Here is a 20,122-nt window from a genome sequence, read left to right on the forward strand (position 1 = left end):
CGGCGATAAATCGCGGGGAGGCTGTTGAGATCGACTCGATACCGCGTCGTGTAAACAAGGCGGTCAACCATGGCCTGACAGACATAGGTACGTTGCAACCGCTGTAGGAGCGAGCTTGCTCGCGATGCGCCGCGCGGGCGGCGCTCGATCTCAAGGGCGCTAGAAAACTTCCGGCATGCGCCTGGTGGCCACTACTCGATCTTTTGACAAGCGTCTTCCAACCACCACATGGCCGAAAGTTGTGTAGATACCCATGCTCATCGCCGGCAAGCCGGCTCCCACCCTGTGGGAACTGGCTTGCCGGCGATCAGGATCACAACAGACTCAACGGATACTCCACGATCACCCGGGTCTCATCCAGATCCGACTCGAATTGCGTCGCCCGTGTCGTCGCCTGGCGCACGCGCAGCGACAGGTCCTTCAGCGACCCGCTCTGCACTACGTATTTGACCTCGATATCCCGCTCCCAACGCTTCTGGTCGGTCAGCGGGTTGCCGTCGGCGTCGCGGCGCATATAGACGCTGTTGGCATTGGAGTAGTCGGCGTCGGTGCCTTTGCCGTAACGGGTCATGAAGCTCAGGCCCGGTACGCCATACGACGCCATGTCGAGGTCGTAGCGCACCATCCACGAACGCTCCCCAGGCGAGTTGAAGTCACTGTACTGGATCGAGTTGTCGAGATAGATGGAGTCCGACTGACGCAGATAGTCGAAGTCGTCGTCGCCATTGTTGCGCTGATGGGTTAGCGCCACGGTGTGGGCGCCGAAGCGCAGACCCAGCTTGCCGCTCCAGATGTCGTTGGTGAACTCGCCGAGCAGTTGCTTGCCTTCGTCCACCGCACGGTAGTAGTTGAAGCCTGCCAGCAGGGTGAGGTGGTTGTTGAGCGGGTAGCTGAAGGCGGTGCCGAGGTAGTGCTGGTTCCAGGCGTCTTTCAGGCGGCTGGTGTACAGGCTGACGCTGGCATGTTCGGTCAGTTGGTAGTCGCCGCCGACGTAACCGACCCACGGCGCGTTGACCGGCCCGCCGTAGAAGGTGACGAAGTTGTCGCGCAGGTTGCTCGACACCGGCTGGCTCATGGCGTGCAGCCGGCCGCCTTGCAGGGTCAGGCCGTCGATGCTGGTGTTGGCCAGCGTCACGCCGCGGAAGGATTCCGGCAGCAGGCGCGAGTCGCCGTAAGACACCACAGGCGTGGTGGGGAACACGTCGCCGACCTTGATCACCGTGTCGAACGCCCTGGCTTTCAGCGCGCCGCCGACCTTGCTGTAGTCATCCCGGGCGTTGCCGTCGCTGTCCACCGGCAGCACATCGAACGAGCTGCGCGCGCCATTGCGTCCGCCGCCGGTATCGAGTTTCAGGCCGAGCATGGCGAAGGCATCGACACCGACCCCCACGGTCCCCTGGGTAAAGCCCGATTCGAAGCGGGCGATCAGCGCGTGCGCCCACGCCTCGGAGTAGCCAGCGCCACCGGGGGCGTCTGCGCCGTTGCGGTCGTCGCGGTTGAAGTAGAAGTTGCGGTTCAGCAGCGTCAACTGGCTGCCTTCGATAAAGCCTTGCTGTTCGTCGGTTTGCGCGGCACCGACCACGCTGCTGAAACCCGCTGCGGCCGCAAAGGCCGTCAGGGAAAACCGGGTACGTCTGTTCATGATTGCTCCGTAGTCCTGGCAGTTTTTATTGTGGGGATGGCACGGTCGGTTGTTATTGATCGAGTGACCGCGCGGCATCATTGCCGGGGGAAACTAACGGGGAGGTGAGGGGGGCATTACGATTCTGAAAGGTGAGTAAAACCGTCTGCGTGTTGTATGGGGATCACGATGCAAATTGCCGAAGCCCGGCTAACATCACTTGGCCAGCAACGCAGTTGCTGGCCACAAGAGCACATTTGATCAGGGAGGATCGCCCATGAGCCTGTTACTCGGCCCGATACTGCATTTCCAAGGCATTCACGGCGGAAGATATTGCGTTTCGGCGCTGCTGGTCGTCGATAAGGACGACCCGGCGCCGGTCCCGAAATTGTCGAACTGCACCACGGTCGATGTGATTCGCATTGCCTCGATACCCTTCGACAAGCCGACCAAGGATGTCTGGCGTATCCAGATCACTGCGCAGCAGGGCGGTGACCCGATGCAGTGCACACTCGAGGCCAGCGGCGGTAGTGCAAGCTTCTTCGTGCCGCGCGAAGGTGATTCACCGCGAATCGCCTACGGGTCGTGCAATGGATTCTCTGCGGACAAGTACCGCAAGAAGGTCATCGACCGACCGAACGAGCGTTGGCTCGACATGCACACGCGGCACCAGATTCCGGAGAAGGAATTCCACGTGCTGGTGATGGGCGGGGATCAGGTCTACACCGACTCGTTGATGGTGGTGAAGGGCCCGATGAAGGAGTGGTCCGACCTCGGGCACAAGGATCAGGTCAAGGCGCCCTGGAACAAGAGGCTCGAAGCCCAGGTGGACACGTTCCTGGCGGACTTGTACGTGTCGCGCTGGACTCAGGATGGCATCAGGCAGATCCTCCACTCGATCCCCTACATCGCCATGTGGGATGACCACGACATCACCGATGGCTGGGGCTCCCATCCCCAGGACCTGCACGAGAGTCCGGTCTATCAGAACCTGTTCAGGCTGGCGTCCCGGTATTACCGGCTTTTCCAGCAGCACCTGGGAACTGTCGGAAATCACCCGGCCGCGTTGCCGATCATCCCCGGCAAGCCGGCGCCTGCCCAGGGCTTCAGCCTGGTGTACACCGGCCTGGGTGAACTGGCGATCCTGGTGCCGGACCTGCGCAGCGAACGGCATCCCGACTTGCCCAGCGGCACCGGTTTCCAGCCCACGCAGATCGCCTCTGAAGTGACCTGGGACTCCATCTTCGCCTGGCTCGACGGGCTGGCGGGGAATCGGCCCCGGCACTTGCTGGTCTGCACCAGCCTGCCGGTGGCCTATCTCGACCTGAATGCCGCGGAAGTCGCCCTGAATGCCTTGCCCGGAACCTGGGAACTGGAAGACGACCTGCGGGATCACTGGCGCAGCAAACCTCATCGCGACGAGCGACAACGGCTGATCAAGCGCCTGCTCAACTTCTCCGCGCTGGGCACCCGGGTCACGATCATTTCTGGCGATGTGCACGTTGCCGCCGCCGCAGTGATCGAATCCACCTTGCCACAGCACGGCAAGGGCGCCGGGGTGATTTTCCAGTTGGTCTCGACCGGTATCGTCCACACACCACCACCGGCGGTGGCGGTGTATTTCATGGAGAAATTCGGCGCTGGCCAGGAAACCATCGAATACGGTGTCAGCGCCCGGATGCTGCCGATCGGCTTCAAGGGGCACTACCTGGTGCCGGAACGCAACTGGTTGAGCCTGATCCCGGACTCGAAGCACCGCATCTGGGCCAACTGGCATGTCGAGGGGCATGAACACCTGTTGACCCAGGTGATCGACCCGGTGGGCCCGTGAAGAAGTCATTGCTGGCGAAATCGTGACCTGGACCCACCGCAGGGCACTGCGGCAATACGTCCAGCAGGTAAAGATTGTAAAAAGTTGAAATAAGAATGATTCGCTATTAATGTGCCCCCGCGTTCGCCACGTTAACCCGTGGCGTTTTTTTGCTGCGGGGTTTGGCATGTCGCTACATGAAGCGGATTCGATCGTTCCTTTCGAGGTGCTCTATGGCACTCACCACGGCTGGCTGAATGGCTGGCTGCGGCGTTCGGTCGGGTGTTCGCAGCAGGCGGCGGACCTCGCCCAGGACACCTTCGTGCGCCTGTTGGTGCGCGGTCAGCCGGTCAGTGACCGGGCGCCGCGGGCCTTGCTGGCGCGTATCGCCCGCGGGCTGGTGATCGATCACTGGCGCCGCGACGCGCTGGAACGGGCGTATCTCGAAGCCCTGGCGCAGTTGCCGGAGGCCAGCCATCCCGCGCCGGACGTGCGCCATGAAGCCTTGCAATGCCTGGAGCGCATCGCCCGTTTGCTCGAAGGCCTCAAGCCAGCAGTGCGCGAGGCCTTTCTGCTGTACCAGCTCGGCGGCCTGACCCACGACCAGGTTGCGCTACAACTGGGCGTCTCCAGCCGCACGGTCGAGCGCCATGTCGCCAGCGCCCTGTGGCATTGCTATCAGGTGTGCTTCGAGGACGCTTCATGAGCGTATCCAGCCAGCCGGTTCCGCAAGCCATCGTACGCAAGGCCATCGAGTGGCAGATGCGCCTGCGCGGCAATGCCGGCAACAGCGAATTGAACGAGCAGTTGCAGGACTGGTTGCGCCGCGATCCCCGACACCAACTGGCCTGGCAACGTCTGCAGCAGATGGCGGGGCTGTTCCAGGCCAGTCAGTTGCCCGACGCCGGGCAAACCATCCCGCTGCTGCGCCGCGCCGAAGCCGATGTGGGCCGCCGCCGCACGTTGAAGTTGCTTGGCCTGCTGGTCGGCGGTACGGCGCTGGTGGCGGTCAGTGCGCCTCCCGCCTGGCGCGCCGACTACGCGACCTTCACGGGCGAGCGTCGGCGGATCGGCCTGGGCAACGGTGCCGAAATCGTGCTCAACACTGACAGTTCGATAGACGTGCAGGGCGGCGAAGTGCTGCTGCGCTCCGGCGAAGTGCTGGTGGAAGGCACGCACTGGCGGGCGCGCTGCCGCTTTGCCCAGTGCACCGGACAGGATGCGCGGGTGCTGTTGCGCGAGCGCGACGGCTACAGCGAGATCCGCGTCGACCGTGGCGAGGTCCAGGTCTCCGCCGCCGCCGGGCAACGCCTGTTGCGCGCGGGCGAGGGGCTGGGCGTCTCGGCGACCAGCATGACGGCGCTGGGCAAGGGCGCCTTCGACCCCTTCGCCTGGACCCGCGGCCTGCTGGTGGTCAGCGATATCCGCCTGGCCGACTTCCTCGCCGAGGCCGGGCGCTATCGCCAGGGCTGGCTGGGTTGTGAGGCGGCGGTGGCGGACCTGCGCCTGTCTGGGGTGTTTCGCCTGGACGAGCCGGCGTCGATGCTGGACAACATCACCCATTTGCTGCCGGTGAAGGTGGTCGAGCGCACCCGTTGGTGGGTGCGCGTGGTCGCCGTTTAAAAAAACCGAAAAATTTCTGTCGGACTTCAAGGACTCGTCCGGTTAGGGAAGATCACTCCCTCATTTGGACTCCGTCATGCGTTCTGCCCGACCCCAGCCATTGCCGTTCCAGCCCCGTCATCTGCCCCGTGCCGTATGCCTGGCGATCGCCCTGGGCGGCGGCGTTGCCAGCCTGCCCGTGCTGGCGCAAACCGCAGCGCCGGCCACGGTCGCCCCGGCCATCGCGGCCGGTCCGCTGGGCGCGGCGTTGAGTACCTTTGCCGAGCGCGCCGGGATCATCCTCTCGTACTCGCCGCAAGACGTGCGCGGCCTGAACACCACAGGCCTGACGCAAGGCGGCTCGCTGGAAGACGGCCTGGCGTCGCTGCTCAAGGGCAGCGGCCTGGTGGCCCACAAGACCGCGTCCGGGTACGTGGTGCTGCGCGCCGCCGATGCCAGCCTGCAATTGGCGCCCACCAACATCGAAACCACCGCGTTGCAAAGCGCCTTTGCCCCGGTGCCGGGCTATTTCGCCAGCAATGCCAGCAGCGCCACCAAGAGTGACCGGCCGATCCTCGAAACCGCCCAGAGCATCAGCGTGGTGACCGCCGAGCAGATCGCCGACCGCAAGGTCAACAAGGTCGAGGATGCCGTGGCCTATGCTGCGGGCGTGCGGGTTGGCAGCTCGGGCCTTGATCCGCGTTTCGACAATATCCAGGTGCGCGGCTTCGAGACCACCATCGCCGCCGACTTCCTCGACGGTCTGCGCCAGCCGGGCAGCGGCTGGCTGTCGCTGTATTCCACCGAAGCGTACAACCTGGAGCGCATCGAAGTGCTCAAGGGCCCGGCTTCGGTGCTGTACGGGCAGATCAGCCCCGGCGGCATGGTCAATCGGGTGAGCAAGCGGCCGAGCCTGCTGGCCAAGAATGAGGTGCAGGTGCAGGGTGGCAATTACGGTCACGAGCAAGGCCAGTTCGACATCGGCGGCAAGCTGGACGAGGCGGGCGATGTGCTGTTCCGCACCGTGGGTCTGTACCGCGATTCCGGCTACTCGGTCGAGCAGATGGACAACCAGTCGCGCCTGCTGGCACCGTCGTTGAGCTGGCAGATCGATCCCGACACCAGCCTGACCCTGCTGGCGCAGTATCAGGAACGCCAGACCGCCGCTTCGCCGATGCTCTATCAAGAAGGCGACCACCTCACCGATTTCTGGCAGGGCGACGAGTACTACGACAAGCTCCACCAGCGGCAGTGGACCTTCGGCTACGAGTTCGAGCACGCCTTCAACGAGACCTTCAGCCTCCAGCAAAACCTGCGTTACGGCGAGGTCGGCACCACCAACCAGTACCTGCAGCCCACCGGTTCCAGTGACGGCCACACCCTGGACCGTTACGCGGTTGGTCTGTACGAGGACATGCGTTCGGTGACCACCGACACCCGTCTGGTCAGCCGCTTCGCCACCGGTGACGTGCAACACACCCTGATCAGCGGCGTGGATTACGCCTGGCTGGACACCTCGCTGCTCTACGCCTGGGGCCCGGCGCCGAGCATCGACCGCTGGGCGCCGGACTATCACCAGCCGGTGACTCGCCCCACCGACGCACTCGCCGACCAGGACGGCATCGAGCAACGCAGCGGCCTCTATGTGCAGGACCAGATCGAGCTGGACCGCTGGCGCCTGTCCGCCGGCCTGCGCCGCGATTGGGTGCATGTGCGTCGTGCCGACAACCTGACCGGCATCAACACCAAGACCAGCGACTCGGCCACCACCTGGCAAGCGGGCGTGCTCTACCTGTTCGACAACGGGCTGGCGCCTTACGCCAGCTACGCCCAGTCGTTCCTGCCGGTGACCGGCAACAATGCCAGCGGCCAGCCCTACAAGCCCACCGAAGGCGAGCAGTACGAAATCGGCCTGAAATACCAGCCGCCGGGCAGCAGCACGTTGCTGACCGGATCGCTCTATCACCTGACCCAGACCAACGTGCAGACCCGCGATCTGCTCAACCCGCTGAACAACGTGCAGACCGGCGAACAAGTCTCCCGTGGCCTGGAACTGGAAGCGGTGTCCGACCTCGGCGAGCACCTGCGCATGACCGCCAGCTACAGCTTCAACGACGCCGAAGTCACCCGCGGCAACAATGGCGACCAGGGCAAGGTGCCGAAAAACGTGCCACGCCACCTCGCGTCGCTGTGGCTGGACTACAAGCTGCCGTTCGGCCTGGGCCTTTCCGGCGGCGTGCGCTACACCGGCAGCACCTACGGCGACCCGAGTAACGAGGTGAAGAACGAGGCCTACACCCTGGTGGACGCCGGCATTCATTACGACTTCGGCGGCGGTCTGGACGGTGTGCGCCTTGGCGTCAACGCGCGCAACCTGTTCGACGAGCGCTTCATCAACTGCCAGGACGGTTACTGCTACCGCGGTGAAGCGCGCAGCGTGGTCACCAGCCTGAGCTACCGCTGGTAAGGGGAGGGAAGCGCATGTTCAAGTCAATTCTGAAAATGGCCGGCGCCTGTTTGCTGGCCGCTACATCGCTGGCCAAGGCCGACCCGGTGACGCTGGACGGCACCGAGCAATGGCTGATGAAGAGTGCCGAAGGCCGCGAGTACCGGATCATGATCAGCCTGCCGGAAGGCGATGTGCCGTGGACTGGCGGCTACCCGGTGATCTATCTGCTCGATGGCAACGCCTATTTCCCGGCATTCCATGCCGCCAAGCGGGCGCAGGACCGCTTGCGCGGGGCGATTCTGGTGGGCATCGGTTACCCGAGCGATACGCCGCTGGACTTCGTCCGCCGCGCCTACGACCTGTCGCCACCGGCCCCGGCGGAGCGCAACGAGCCACCGCAGGGTGGCCAGGACGTGTTCCTCGACTTCATCGAAAAGCGCCTGATGCCCAAGGTCAACGAGCGCTTCAAGGTGGACCAGGACCAACGCAGCCTGGTCGGGCATTCGTTCGGCGGAATGTTCGGCATCTACACGCTGTTCACCCGTCCGGCGCTGTTCCAGCACTACGTCGCCATCAGCCCGAGCCTGTGGTGGCAGGATCGCTACCTGCTGGCCCACGAGCGGGTATTCACCCGCCAGGCCCACGCCGGGAAGTTGGACCTGATCCACCGCAGCCTGACCCTGATCGCCGGCGATCGGGAAATGCCGCAGGAAATCCAGGATGTCCGCTCGCTGCAACTGCGTCTGGAAAACCTCTCGCAGTATGGCCTGCGCAGCGATTTTCAGATCGAGGCGGGCGAGGACCATGCGGCGATTCCGTTCCGCGTGCCGAACCGGGTGCTGGACGAGTTGATGAGCACGCGGCGCTACTGACGACGCTCAGTCGCCCTCCAGCCGGCGAAACACCAGGACCGACGCCAGGCAGATCAGGCTCATCGCCAACAGCGTGAGCTGGATATCACCGGCGGAGGGCTGGGTGTGGCCGCCGAGCAACTGGATCAGGCCGAGCAGCATGGCGGCCACGCAGACCGCCAGGCTCATGCTGATCTGCACGCTGGTGGCCGACAGGGTGGCGGCGCTGCTGGAGCGCTCGGCGGGGATGTCGGCGTAGGTCAGGGCGCCCATCGCGGTCATCTGCAACGACCGCGACAGCCCGCCGGCGAACAGCATCAGCATCACCAGCAGTGGCGAAGTGTCGGCGCTCAACAGCGCGCAAGCCGCCATCGACAGGCTGGCCAGCAGGGTGTTGTAGACCAGCAGCCGACGAAAGCCGAAACGCCGCGCCAGTGGCACCGATATGAACTTGATCAACAGCGCGCCGGCGCCACCGGCGAAGGTCATCAAACCCGCCTCCAGGGCACTCAGCCCATAGCCGACCTGAAACAGCAGCACCAACAGGAACGGCAGCGCCGCAGCGCCCAGGCGGAACAGAAAACCGCCGTTCAGCACCAGGCCGAAGGTGGCGATGCGTAGCAGCGACAGGTCGAGCAACGGCGCGGTGGTCCGCCGCGCATGGCGCACGTAAAGGCCGGCGAACAGCACGCCGATCGCCAATAGCAGGCACGACCAGGTGCGGTTCAGCGAACCGTGGCCGAGGGTTTCGAAGGCCAGCACCAGGCAGGCCAGGGCCGGGCTGCCGAGCAGGAAACCGCGCAGGTCGAGGGTCTGGCTGGCTTGTCCCGGATAGTTCGGCACATGGCGCAGCACCAGGTAGATGCCCAGCAGGCCGATGGGCAGGTTGACCAGGAAGATCCAGTGCCACGACAGCCAGGTCACCAGCATGCCGCCCAGCGGCGGCCCGAACACCGGGCCGAGCAGGGCGGGCATGGTCAGGTAGGCCATGGCTCGCAGCAGATCGCGCTTGCTCGACCAGCGCAGCAGGATCACCTGGCCCACCGGCACCATCAGCGCGCCGGCCATGCCCTGGAAAAACCGCGCCAGCGCCAGTTGCCACAGGGCACTGGAGGCGGCGCAGGCCAGCGAACTGAAGACGAACAGCAGGATCGAGGCGATGAACACCCGTCGCGGCCCGAGCCGTTCGGCCAGCCAGCCGCTGAGCGGAATGAACATCGCCACCGCCAGCAGGTACAGGGTGACCACCAGGTTCATGCGCACGCTGGGCTCGCCGAAGTCCGCCGCCAGTTGCGGCAGCGCGGTGAGCACGGCGGTGGAATCGAGCAGTTCCATGAACAGCGCGCAGCCGATGATCATCGGCACCTTGCGCTGGAAGGTGCCTTCGGGTGTGGCGTCGTTGCCCGGTGGCGGGGCAGGGTCAGCTTGCCGTTCGGTGTGTGTCGGTTGGGCGATGCTGTTCAGGGCGGACTTCCATGCAAGAGGGTCAGGGCGTTCGGCTCAGCGCAGCGCCAGTTGCTGGTCGTTGAGGACCTTGCCGATGCGCTCGCGGCCATGCAGCGCCGACTCGTCTTTCAGGCGGTTGATCACCTGTTCGCTCCAGCCCGGCGTGTTCTGGCCCTGGGCCTGGCTGAACGCGGCGGCGAGTGCTTCGTAGTCGCCAATCAGGCGTTGTTCCTGGGCCGCATCGACCTGATAGGTCTCGTGATGCAGCGTCACCGCCTGCGGCAGCCGCGGCTTGATGGCGCTGTCGGTGGCGGCGTAGCCCACGCACAGGCCGAACACCGGATAGACCAGCGGCGGCAGTTGCAGCTCATCCACCACCGCTTGCAGGTCATTGCGCAGCGCGCCGATGTAGACGGTGCCCAGGCCCAAGGCCTCGGCGGCGACCACCGCGTTCTGCGCCGCCAGGGCCGCATCGACGCTGCCCACCAACAGGCTGTCGAGGTAGGACGGCGCGCGCAGTTCGGTGTCGTGCAGGGTGGCGATGCGCTGGGCGCGGGAGAAATCCGCCAGCCAGATCAGGAACAGCGGCGCCTGCTCGATATGCCGCTGGTTGTTGGCCAGCTTGGCCAGGCGCGCGCGGCGGGCCGGATCACGGACTTCGATCACGCTCCAGGCCTGCAGGTTGGACGAGGTGGCCGCAGACTGGGCGGCGGCAATCAGGGTTTCCAGGGTGCCGTCGGGCAGGGCGCGGTCGCTGTAGCTGCGCACGCTGCGGTGATTGAGCAGGTGATCGATCACCGGGTTGTTCAGGGCACTGGCGGCATGCTGCTCGCCGTAGCGTTGGTGCAGAAGGTCGGTGGTGGCGGCGTTGGACATGGCAGGCGTTCTTCATCACGGGATGGGATGGCGAACACGGTAGGGGCAAGCGGCCTGCTTGTGAAATATCCGTTGGTGCTTTGTTAATAACAAGGCGCATAGTTTTGCGTGATCACTATGCGCTGCGGGCATTTCTACTGAATGATTTTCAGGCCGTCCTGGCGCGGCCCGCTGAAGATCTTCATGTAGCGGATGGTCACGTTGGCGTGCTCGCGCATGATTGCTTCGGCGCGGGCGCTCTGCCCGGCCAGCAGGGCGTCGACGATCATGTGGTGCTGCATGTTGGCGAAGTTGAAGCGGCGAAATTCCTGGTCGAGGTTGTTGCGGTCAACCGCAATCGAACTGACCGAGGCGAAGGGCAGGTGCTCGTTGCGCGACAAGGCTTCGGCTACCGCCCCGTTGCCGCTGGCCTCGATGATGGTCTGGTGGAAGCGTTTGTTGATGTCGTGGTACGCCGCCAGGTCGTCCTCGGTGACATGGCCTTTTTCGAACAGCCGGTCAGCTTGTTCCAGGCACTCCTGCAACACCGCACGGGCCGCTTTCGACAGCCCGCTTTCCGCCGCCTGACGCGCCGCCAGGCCTTCCAGCACCGCGCGCACTTCCACCGCGTCGGATAGCGTTTGCGCGGTCACCTGCTTGACTGCGAAACCGCGTGCACCCTGGCGTACCAGCAGACCTTCCTGTTCCAGCGCGCGGAACGCCATGCGCACCGGCATCCGCGAGACTTCCAGCAATTCGGCGGTGGGAATCTCGGCGATCCGCTCGCCGGGGGCGAAGCGCCCGTCGAGGATCATCCTGCGAAGCAGGTTCAATACACGTTGTCCAGATCCACTCACGGGCGACTCCACAGGCCAAAGGCTTTCCAGCGCGGGACTTTACCCGCTTTGCGCGCGGCTGCGAAAGGAGGTTCGACGCAAATGCCGTGCGATTATCGAACTGTTATTGGATCCAGTAAGTGCTGTTTTGTTGCGTTTTGTCCGCTGAATATTCAATCTCTGGATCCATCACAACAACAAAACGAGCCACACCCATGCATCCGAAGAACGCCTGGTACGTCGCCTGCACGCCTGATGAAATCGCCACCAAGCCGTTGGGGCGCAAGATCTGCAACGAAAACATGGTGTTTTACCGTGGTCACCAGCAGCAGGTGGCGGCGGTGGAAGACTTCTGCCCCCACCGCGGCGCGCCGCTGTCGCTGGGCTTTGTCCGCGACGGCAAGCTGGTCTGCGGTTATCACGGCTTGGTGATGGACTGCGACGGCAAGACCGCCGCCATGCCCTGCCAGCGCGTGCAGGGCTTTCCGGCTATTCGCAGCTACCCGGTGCAGGAACGCCACGGTTTCATCTGGGTCTGGCCGGGTGATCCGGGGCTGGCCGATACCGCGCTGATCCCTCACCTGCATTGGGCCGAGAGCCCCGACTGGGCCTATGGCGGCGGGCTTTACCACATCGCCTGCGACTACCGTCTGATGATCGACAACCTGATGGACCTCACCCACGAGACCTACGTGCATGCGTCGAGCATCGGCCAGAAGGAAATCGACGAAGCCCCGGTGAGCACCCGCGTCGAAGGCGAGACCGTGGTGACCAGCCGCTTCATGGAGAACATCCTGCCGCCGCCGTTCTGGCAGGCGGCGCTGCGCGGCAACGGCCTGGCCGATGACGTACCGGTGGACCGCTGGCAGATCTGCCGTTTCAGCCCGCCCAGCCATGTGCTGATCGAAGTCGGCGTCGCCCATGCCGGCAGCGGTGGCTACGACGCCCCGGCCGCACTCAAGGCTGGCAGCATCGTGGTCGACTTCATCACCCCCGAGAGCGACACCTCGATCTGGTACTTCTGGGGCATGGCGCGCAACTTCAAGGCCGATGACCCGGACCTCACCGAAACCATCCGCGTCGGTCAGGGCAAGATCTTCGCCGAAGACCTGGAGATGCTGGAGCGCCAGCAGCGCAACCTGCTGGAGTACCCGCAGCGTGCGCTGCTCAAGCTCAATATCGATGCCGGCGGGGTGCAGTCGCGGCGCATCATCGAGCGGATCATCGCCGCCGAGCAGGCGACGGCAGCGCCAGTGATTGCCCGGAGTGCATCGTGATGGAAGTGCTGATCAAGGCGATGCGCCTGGTCGCCCGCGACATCCTCAGCCTGGAACTGACCAGCGTCAGCGGCGACGAACTGCCAGCGTTCGACGCTGGCGCGCATATCGACGTGCACCTGCCCAACGGCCTGATCCGTCAGTACTCACTGTGGAACAGTCCGCACGAACGTAACCGCTACTGCATCGGCGTGCTGCGTGACCCGGCGTCCCGCGGCGGCTCCAGCGCCGTGCACCAGTTGCTCAGGGTGGGACAGGTGATCACGGTCGGCGAGCCGCGCAACCTGTTCCCTTTGCAGCCGGCGAAGCGCTCGATCCTGTTTGCCGGCGGCATCGGCATCACGCCGATCCTGGCCATGGCCCAGAGCCTGGCGCGCCAGGGCGGCGACTTTGTGCTGCACTATTGCGCCCGCTCGCCAGACAGCGCGGCGTTCGTCGAACGGCTGCGGGCCAAGCCGTTCGCCGCGCAGGTGCAGGTGCACTTCGATGACGGCGCGGCGGAACAGCGATTGAAACTGCAGGCTGTGCTGGAAGCGGAGCCCGGCGACAGCCAGTTGTATGTCTGCGGTCCGGGCGGCTTCATGGAGCATGTGCTGTCCGGCGCGCGGGCGCTGGGCTGGGACGAGGTGCGGCTGCACCGCGAATACTTCGGTGCCGCGCCGCTGGCCAAGGGCGAGGATGATGCTTTCGAAGTACGTATCCACAGCACCGGGCAGGTGTTTGCGGTGCCTGCGGACCAGTCGATCACCCGCGTGCTGGACGAGGCCGGGATCATCATCCCGGTGGCCTGCGAGCAAGGCATCTGCGGCACTTGCCTGACCCGCGTGCTCGATGGCGAGCCGGACCACCGCGACCAGTTCCTCACCGCCGAAGAGCGGGCGCGCAACGACCAGTTCACGCCTTGCTGCTCCCGCGCCAGAAGTGGCTGCCTGGTGCTTGACCTGTAATACCCGGCAGGCGGCTGCGGAACCTGTAGGAGCGGCTTTAGCCGCGATGGGCCGCACAGCGGCCCTTCGCGACGGTTCGGCGACCCGACAAGCTCGCGCCCACAGTTGTGCGCGCACAAAACGTTGACCCAAGGGTCTGCGTCAAAGCGCGGTGTTCGCCTGCAAAGCTTTTTCATACCCAGCGATAACAATTTTCATAATTTGCCTGCCGGCCCAACTGACGCATTATCGGGTCAAGCCAATAACAAATGATCGCTTCGGCGATCGACAATGAGCGGCCAACTGATTCGCTCTCCGGCAGGTGTCGAACTTCGCGGCAATCCCACGACCGCATCCACAAGAACGATCGCGCACCCGCCTTACTGCCCTTTTAAGACTGTCGTGTTTCAACCGTGTCGGGGTCATGAAAACCCGCGAACGCCGCTGGCGTGCGCACGGAATTTCATACCGGCCCCGGCATTCATCTTGAGCGTAGGGAGGGTGTTTCAATGTCTTTGAATTTGCGTGCGTGCATCGTGACAGCGGTAGCGTTGCTGGCAGGAAACCAGGCCATGGCGGCCTCCGACCGGCTGACCATCATCTCCTTCGGCGGCGCCACCAAGGCGGCGCAGGACCAGGCCTACTTCAAACCGTTCGAGCAGAGCGGGGCGGGCAAGGTGGTGGCCGGGGACTACAACGGCGAATTGTCCAAGGTCAAAGCCATGGTCAGCGTCGGGCAGATTTCCTGGGACATCGTCGAGGTGGAAAGCCCGGAACTGCTGCGTGGTTGCGAAGAGGGGCTGTTCGAGCGGCTCGATCCGGCCCTGCTGGGCAACGGCGACAACTACATCGCCAATACCGTCAGCGAATGCGGCGTCGCCAGCTACGTGTGGTCGATGGTGCTGGCTTACAACGCCGCAAAACTCGACACACCGCCAGCCTCCTGGGCGGACTTCTGGGACGTGCAGCGCTTCCCCGGCAAACGCGGCCTGCGCAAGGGCGCCAAATACACACTGGAAGCCGCATTGCTGGCCGACGGTGTCGCCCGCGACGATCTCTATAAAGTCCTCTCTACCCCCGCCGGCGTGGCTCGCGCCTTCGCCAAACTCGATCAGCTCAAGCCCTACATCCAGTGGTGGGAAGCCGGTGCTCAACCGCCGCAATGGCTGGCGGCCAATGACGTGGTGATGTCCGCCGCCTACAACGGCCGCATCGCCGTGGCACAGAAAGAGGGCACCAACCTCGGTATCGTCTGGAACGGCGGGCTCTATGACCCGGACCACTGGGCCATCGTCCGTGGTTCGCCGAACAAGGCCCTGGCCGAGCGCTTCATCGTCTTCGCCAGCCAGGCCGAGAACCAGAAAACCTTCTCGATGAACATCCCTTACGGGCCGGTCAACAAACAGACGGTGGCGCACCTGCCGGAGACCATCCAGACCCAATTGCCGACCGCGCCGGCCAATATGGACAAGGGCCTGCTGGTGGACTCGACCTTCTGGGTGGACCACGGCGAGGAGCTTGAGGAGCGTTTCAACGCCTGGGCTGCGCGCTAGGTTTTTCATACAGAGCCTAAGCGCCGGGCAGGTTCATCGCCTTCAGGAAGTTGCCCAGGCCCGGCGCGATCTCCAGGCCCTGGCGGGTGATGCAATGGAACGCCGAGGCGTACGAAAGCCGCTGCGGCAGGATCGCCCGCAGCCGGCCCTGTTCCACCCATTGCCGGGCGTAGTGGGTCGGCAGGTAGCCGATGTAGGTGCCGGAAAACACCAGCAGGGCGATGGCTTCCATGGAAAAAGCGCTGATCATGTTGCTGAAGCGCAGCTCGTAAGGGCGACGGTTTTCCGCGACATAGCCGCGATCGACATATTCCGCACTGCTGATTTCCTCGATGCCGAGGCTGTCGTCGGCGCGCTTGAAGAACGGGTGTTCGCGGCTGCAATAGAGGTTCTGTTCTTCTTCGAACAGGTCGCGGTAATCCAGTCCCGACAACCGATGGTGGAAGGCGCCGATGGCCAGGTGCAGGCGTTCTTCCAGCACCGCCTGCTCCAGTTCGTCCGGGCGCATCACGTGCAGTTGCAGGCGCACCCGCGCGTTGTTCGGACGAAAACGCGCGATGGCGGCGGGCAGCGGGCTGTCGGGCATGCTCGCGAGGCTGTCGACGGTGCCGATGCGCAGGTGTTCCTGGGTGCGGCCGTTGACCTCCACGGTCTTTTGCCGGAAGCGCTCGATATCGGCGAACAGTTCCTGGGCAGCGCTGTAGGTGGCCAGACCCTCGTCGGTAAGCTGGAAACCGGCCTTGCCGCGCTTGCACAGCGAGTAGCCGACGCGAATCTCCAGGTCGCGGACCACCACGCTCAGGCGCGGCAGGCTGATGTTCAGCCGGACCTGGGCGGCGGTGAAGCCGCCCGCCTCGACGATGGTGCAGAAGGTGCGCAGCATGCGCAGGTCGATGTCGTTCAGGTTTCCCAGCATGGCTGCCTCGTCACTGTCGGATTGCGCTGGCGGCGCCGGGCAGCCTCGCCGCGACGCCTCAGCCGTTCATCACACCACCACCGTTGACCCCGAGCACCTGGCCGGTGGTGAAACTGGCCTGCGCCGAGGCCAGGAAGGCCACGGTCGCGGCAATTTCCTCGGCCGTGCCCAGGCGCTGCAAGGGGTAGCGCGCGGATTCTTCGCGAATGTAGTCCGGCCCGAGCCGCTCCACCATCGGCGTCAGCGTGCCGCCCGGCGCCACCGCGTTGACCCGCACGCCGTGCGCCGCCAGCTCCCTCGCCAGGGCCTTGGTGAAGGCGATGATGCCACCCTTTGCTGCCGAGTAATGGCAAAGATTGGCGCAGCCGAGCTGACCGAGGTCGGAGGCGATATTGACGATGGCGCCGCTGCCTTGCCGGGTCATCAGCCGCGCCGCCTGCTGGGCGAAGAGAAAGCTGCCGTAGAGATGGACGCGGATCATCTGGTCCCACTGTTCGAAGGTCATCTCGGTGATCGGCGCTTCGTTGAGAATGCCGGCGTTGTTGACCAGCACATCCAGGCGATCCAGGCCGCTGAACGCTTCGCGCGCGGTGTCCGGTGACGAGACATCGCCGAGCACCACCCGCGCTTCGACACCGGCGGCTTGCAGGTGCGTCACCAGCGCAGCCAATGCCGGGCTGTCGTCGAGATCGTTGAGCAGCGCCAGGTCACCCCGTTCAGCCAGGGCCAGGACAACCGCTCGGCCGATGCCATTGGCGGCACCGGTTACCAGAAAAGTCTTCATTGGTGAGGCTCCGGATCAGTAAGGGTGGTTTTCCAGCCACTGCGCGTAGGTGGCAAGGCCGTCGCTCAGCAGGTAGGCGGGGCGGTAGCCGAGTTGCCGGCGGGCGGCGCCGATGTCGAACCGGGCGTTATCATCGAGCACGTCGATGCCACCCGCGCCGATGCTGATTTGCGCGTGGGGATAGAGCCCGCGTACCCGCTCGGCAACATCGGCGTAACGCTCTTGCTCGCCGGCCGTGACGTTGAACACGCGCTGTTCGAGCTGGCTGTCGTCTACCGTCATTGCCAGCAGGCAGGCGGCCGCGACATCGCTGACGTGCACGTATTGCAGGCGGTAGTCGCCGCCCGTGGGTTCTTGCAGCGGTTCACCGTCGATGGCCGCGCGCAGCAGGCTTTTCAGGTAGCACTGCATGAACTGGCCGGGGCCGTAGATCCAGCCCGGACGCAGCGACACCACGCTGACGCCGTAGAGGTCGCTATAGACCTGGCCGAGTTTTTCGGTGAAGACCTTGGTGCAGCCGTAGGGCGTGGTCGGCTCCAGCGGCGCCGACTCGTCGATCACGCCCATTTCCTGGTTGTGCCCGTAGGCGCACTCGGAACTGAGGTTGACCACCCGGCTGATGCCGAACAGCCGGGCCATCTCCAGCACATGGGTGGTGCCCAGAGCGTTGGTCAGGACGGTTTGCAGCGGAATGTCGCGCGAGTCCACCGGGTGGGAGATCGCCGCAGTGTGGATGATCGAGTCGAAGCGCGCGGCATTGCCGGTGTCGATCAGGTTGGCGAGTTCCACCAGATCGCCCTGATGGAACGGATAGTTGGGCGCCTCGCGTGGCGCGCTGCGGTCGAAACCGCTGACGCTGTGGCCGTGTTCCAGCAACTGGCGCACCACTTCCTGGCCGAGAAACCCGTTGCTGCCGGTGACGAGAACGTGCATGGCGTTGCCTCTCAATAAGGGTAAAGGGGAAGGTCGAGGGCGCCGCTGCGCCACTGGCCGTGGACATCCTCCGGGGTGCACCACCAGGCGTCGTCGAAGCCTTTGATGTACTCGATCAGCCGTTCCAGCATGAGCATGCGTGAGGGCCGGCCGATCAGTTGCGGGTGCATGGTCAGCATGAAATGCCCGCCGTAGGCGCGCATGCCATCCACTTCGGCGCGCCACAGTTCGAAGACCTTGTCCGGCGTTTCGATCACGCCGCCCATGGCCGGCTCGGCGGAATAGGCGAACTGCTCCCAGTCATCCAGTACCCAGCTCACCGGCAATTCAAGCAACTGGCCGGGCTCGCCGCCCACCAGGTACGGGCGGTCATCGCCCATCAGGCTGCTGTCGCTCTTGAAGCCCAGATCCACCAGCGCCTCGACCACGTCCGGGGTGATTTCCCAGGTCGGTGCGCGGTAGTGACTTACTTCGCGGCCGATGGTGCGTTCCAGCAGGCGCTTGCTGTCTTCGAGGATTTGCCGGTTCTGCGCGGGCGTCTGCTCGTCGGTGCGCTCGTGGAAGTAGCCATGGCAGCCGATGCCGTGACCGGCGTCGGCGATGCCGCGGACCACGTTGGGGTCCATCTCCGCCACCCGCGCCGGAATGTAGAACTGCGCGCGAATAGCGTGACGGGCGAGCAGTTCGAGGATGCGCGGCACTCCCACGCGGCGGCAGTAGGCGCCCATGGACAGCAAGGTCAGGCGCCGGCCGTCGAGGCTGGAGGTATCCCAGGCGGTTTCGGCGTCGAGGTCAAAGCTCAGGGTGACGGCGAAGCGTTTGCGATCGGGCCACATGATCATGGGGAGACAATCCTCGTCGAAGGCGTCCGGCGACGCAGGCGGTTGTAGAGCAGCACGGCGGCGCCGCTGGCGATGATCACCGCGCCGCAGTACCAGACGTGATAGAGGTAAGCCGGGTCGGCGGGTTGGGTGCCGGCGGTCCAGGCGATGTAGAGCAGGGTCAGCAGGGCCAGCGCCGGCAGGGCAGACATCAGCAGGGCGCGGCTGAGTGCCTGTTCGCGGAACACCGCGCGGATGAACGCGAGCAGCAGGGTGGCGTAGGAAATCATCATGGTGATCGACACCACATCGTAGTACCACTGCAGCTCGCTGACCGGTTTCGCCCAGACCATCGCCAGCCCGCACAGGGTGCCGATGATGGTCAGCCGCGCCGGCACCTGGCGGCGGTTCAGGCGCTCCAGCGGCGCCGGCAGGTCACCTTCGCGGCTCATCCGGTAACCGGCGCGGACCCCGGCATTCAGCGAGATGTTCAGGCAGTTGCAGGCCGAGGTGATGATCACCAGTACCGGCAGCCACAGCAGCCATTCCGGCAGGTACAGCCTGGCGATGCTGCCGATCGCCTGGGCGCTGTCGGCGAACAGCCCGGCCAGGGTGCTGGCGGGCACCGCCATCTTCCAGCCGATCGCGGCGATCGAATAGATCACCAGCATCGCCGTCAACGTCAGCAGGAACGAGCGCTGGATGGTGCGCACCGGGGTGCGGGCTTCCTCGATGAAATTGATCGAGGAATCGAACTGGGCAAGCATCCACATACCGAACAGCATGCCCGGGCCGATGGCTGTCCAGAAGCTGTCCAGGGAGGTCGGCAGGTAGGAACTGAGAATGCCCACGTCCGGCACCTTTGGATCGATGATCCCGGCCAGGCCGAGGCCCAGCAGCACCGTCAGTTCCAGTGCCAGCAGGCACACGGCGACCTTGGCGGTGGCTTCCACGCCGCGCAGGTTGAGCACCATGAACACCAGCAACAACACGTTGGCGACCACCTGGCCGGTGGCCGGCGAACTGTCCAGCCCCAGCAGGTTTTGCGCGTACTGGGCGCCGACCAGCGCGCACATGGCGGTGACGCTGAAACACATGATCACGTAGGTCCAGCCGAGAATGGTGGCGGCGCCGGGGTGCAGGTAGCGCTTGCTGAACACGAATACCCCACCCGCCGCCGGAGCGCGGCGGACCAGGTAGATCAGGCTGAAGGCAATGACCATCATCGGGAAGAAATACGCCGCCAGGATCGACAGCGGTGCCAACTCGCCGGACAGGGTGTAGAGCAGCGGCATGGACGACACGCCCACCCAGGCCGGGCCGTTGAAGGCCAGGGTGTTGGCGCAGACATTGAGGGTGCCGAGGCGGCCCTTGGACAGGGTGGTGTCGATTTCGCGCACGTCGCCGTGGCGGTCGTAGCCTATGAATTCGCTGAATCGCAT

Annotated in this window: 17 protein-coding genes; 8 read left to right on the forward strand and 9 right to left on the reverse strand. The window is 64.7% G+C overall.

The genetic code is table 11. The features are described 5' to 3' along the window. Window positions 1–313 precede the first annotated feature (313 nt). Window positions 314–1,642 (reverse strand): OprD family porin, encoded by a 1,329-nt coding sequence (locus DM374_RS28995; protein WP_110972991.1) that lies wholly within the window; start codon window positions 1,640–1,642, stop codon window positions 314–316. 256 nt (window positions 1,643–1,898) lie between these two features. On the opposite strand from DM374_RS28995, the gene DM374_RS29000 reads away from it, so the two are divergent. From DM374_RS29000 to DM374_RS29020, 5 genes are all read left to right on the forward strand, one after another. Continuing rightward, the gene (locus DM374_RS29000; protein WP_110972992.1) at window positions 1,899–3,452 is read left to right on the forward strand and encodes an alkaline phosphatase D family protein; all 1,554 of its coding nucleotides are present in this window, start codon (window positions 1,899–1,901) and stop codon (window positions 3,450–3,452) included. A gap of 166 nt (window positions 3,453–3,618) precedes the next feature. Continuing rightward, window positions 3,619–4,137 carry a sigma-70 family RNA polymerase sigma factor gene (locus tag DM374_RS29005; protein WP_110972993.1) on the forward strand — a complete coding sequence of 173 codons (519 nt, stop codon included), beginning with the start codon at window positions 3,619–3,621 and terminating at the stop codon, window positions 4,135–4,137. Continuing rightward, window positions 4,134–5,054 carry a DUF4880 domain-containing protein gene (locus tag DM374_RS29010; RefSeq protein WP_110972994.1) on the forward strand — a complete coding sequence of 307 codons (921 nt, stop codon included), beginning with the start codon at window positions 4,134–4,136 and terminating at the stop codon, window positions 5,052–5,054. Before DM374_RS29005 ends, DM374_RS29010 begins: the two co-directional genes overlap by 4 nt. Window positions 5,055–5,130: 76 nt before the next feature. Continuing rightward, window positions 5,131–7,500, forward strand: coding sequence for a TonB-dependent siderophore receptor (locus DM374_RS29015; RefSeq protein WP_110972995.1), 2,370 nt, complete (start codon window positions 5,131–5,133; stop codon window positions 7,498–7,500). 14 nt (window positions 7,501–7,514) lie between these two features. Further along, entirely contained in the window at window positions 7,515–8,354 is an 840-nt protein-coding gene (locus DM374_RS29020; RefSeq protein ID WP_110972996.1) for an alpha/beta hydrolase, read from the forward strand. 6 nt (window positions 8,355–8,360) lie between these two features. On the opposite strand, the gene DM374_RS29025 is transcribed toward DM374_RS29020, so the two are convergent. The 3 genes from DM374_RS29025 to DM374_RS29035 all read right to left on the reverse strand — a co-directional run bounded on the left by DM374_RS29025 (window position 8,361) and on the right by DM374_RS29035 (window position 11,491). After that, the gene (locus DM374_RS29025) at window positions 8,361–9,692 is read right to left on the reverse strand and encodes an MFS transporter (protein ID WP_110972997.1); all 1,332 of its coding nucleotides are present in this window, start codon (window positions 9,690–9,692) and stop codon (window positions 8,361–8,363) included. A 141-nt stretch (window positions 9,693–9,833) separates the two neighbouring features. Continuing rightward, on the reverse strand, window positions 9,834–10,655 hold the full coding sequence (locus DM374_RS29030; protein ID WP_110972998.1) for an NADPH-dependent oxidoreductase: 822 nt from the start codon (window positions 10,653–10,655) through the stop codon (window positions 9,834–9,836). Window positions 10,656–10,789: 134 nt separating this feature from the next. Continuing rightward, the gene (locus tag DM374_RS29035) at window positions 10,790–11,491 is read right to left on the reverse strand and encodes a GntR family transcriptional regulator (protein ID WP_110972999.1); all 702 of its coding nucleotides are present in this window, start codon (window positions 11,489–11,491) and stop codon (window positions 10,790–10,792) included. A 194-nt stretch (window positions 11,492–11,685) separates the two neighbouring features. On the opposite strand from DM374_RS29035, the gene DM374_RS29040 reads away from it, so the two are divergent. The 3 genes from DM374_RS29040 to DM374_RS29050 all read left to right on the forward strand — a co-directional run bounded on the left by DM374_RS29040 (window position 11,686) and on the right by DM374_RS29050 (window position 15,226). Next, window positions 11,686–12,747 (forward strand): aromatic ring-hydroxylating oxygenase subunit alpha, encoded by a 1,062-nt coding sequence (locus tag DM374_RS29040; protein WP_110973000.1) that lies wholly within the window; start codon window positions 11,686–11,688, stop codon window positions 12,745–12,747. Beyond that, on the forward strand, window positions 12,744–13,694 hold the full coding sequence (locus DM374_RS29045; RefSeq protein ID WP_110973001.1) for a PDR/VanB family oxidoreductase: 951 nt from the start codon (window positions 12,744–12,746) through the stop codon (window positions 13,692–13,694). The genes DM374_RS29040 and DM374_RS29045 overlap by 4 nt, the downstream gene beginning before the upstream one ends. 488 nt (window positions 13,695–14,182) lie before the next feature. Next, window positions 14,183–15,226, forward strand: coding sequence for an ABC transporter substrate-binding protein (locus DM374_RS29050; RefSeq protein ID WP_110973002.1), 1,044 nt, complete (start codon window positions 14,183–14,185; stop codon window positions 15,224–15,226). Between the two features lie 16 nt (window positions 15,227–15,242). Here DM374_RS29050 and DM374_RS29055 read toward each other — a convergent pair whose 3' ends face one another. The 5 genes from DM374_RS29055 to DM374_RS29075 are packed head-to-tail and all read right to left on the reverse strand — an operon-like array spanning window position 15,243 to window position 20,122. Next, window positions 15,243–16,142 carry a LysR family transcriptional regulator gene (locus DM374_RS29055; RefSeq protein ID WP_110973003.1) on the reverse strand — a complete coding sequence of 300 codons (900 nt, stop codon included), beginning with the start codon at window positions 16,140–16,142 and terminating at the stop codon, window positions 15,243–15,245. 58 nt (window positions 16,143–16,200) lie between these two features. Next, a complete protein-coding gene (locus DM374_RS29060) occupies window positions 16,201–16,926 on the reverse strand; it encodes an SDR family oxidoreductase (RefSeq protein ID WP_110973004.1) in 726 nt (241 codons plus the stop codon). A gap of 15 nt (window positions 16,927–16,941) precedes the next feature. Beyond that, window positions 16,942–17,859: an NAD-dependent epimerase/dehydratase family protein gene (locus tag DM374_RS29065; protein WP_110973005.1), complete on the reverse strand. Its 918-nt coding sequence runs from the start codon at window positions 17,857–17,859 to the stop codon at window positions 16,942–16,944. An 11-nt stretch (window positions 17,860–17,870) separates the two neighbouring features. Beyond that, window positions 17,871–18,701: a polysaccharide deacetylase family protein gene (locus DM374_RS29070; RefSeq protein WP_110973006.1), complete on the reverse strand. Its 831-nt coding sequence runs from the start codon at window positions 18,699–18,701 to the stop codon at window positions 17,871–17,873. After that, window positions 18,698–20,122 (reverse strand): APC family permease, encoded by a 1,425-nt coding sequence (locus DM374_RS29075; protein ID WP_110973007.1) that lies wholly within the window; start codon window positions 20,120–20,122, stop codon window positions 18,698–18,700. The genes DM374_RS29070 and DM374_RS29075 overlap by 4 nt, the downstream gene beginning before the upstream one ends.

Source organism: Pseudomonas huaxiensis (assembly GCF_003231275.1).
Classification (GTDB): domain Bacteria; phylum Pseudomonadota; class Gammaproteobacteria; order Pseudomonadales; family Pseudomonadaceae; genus Aquipseudomonas; species Aquipseudomonas huaxiensis.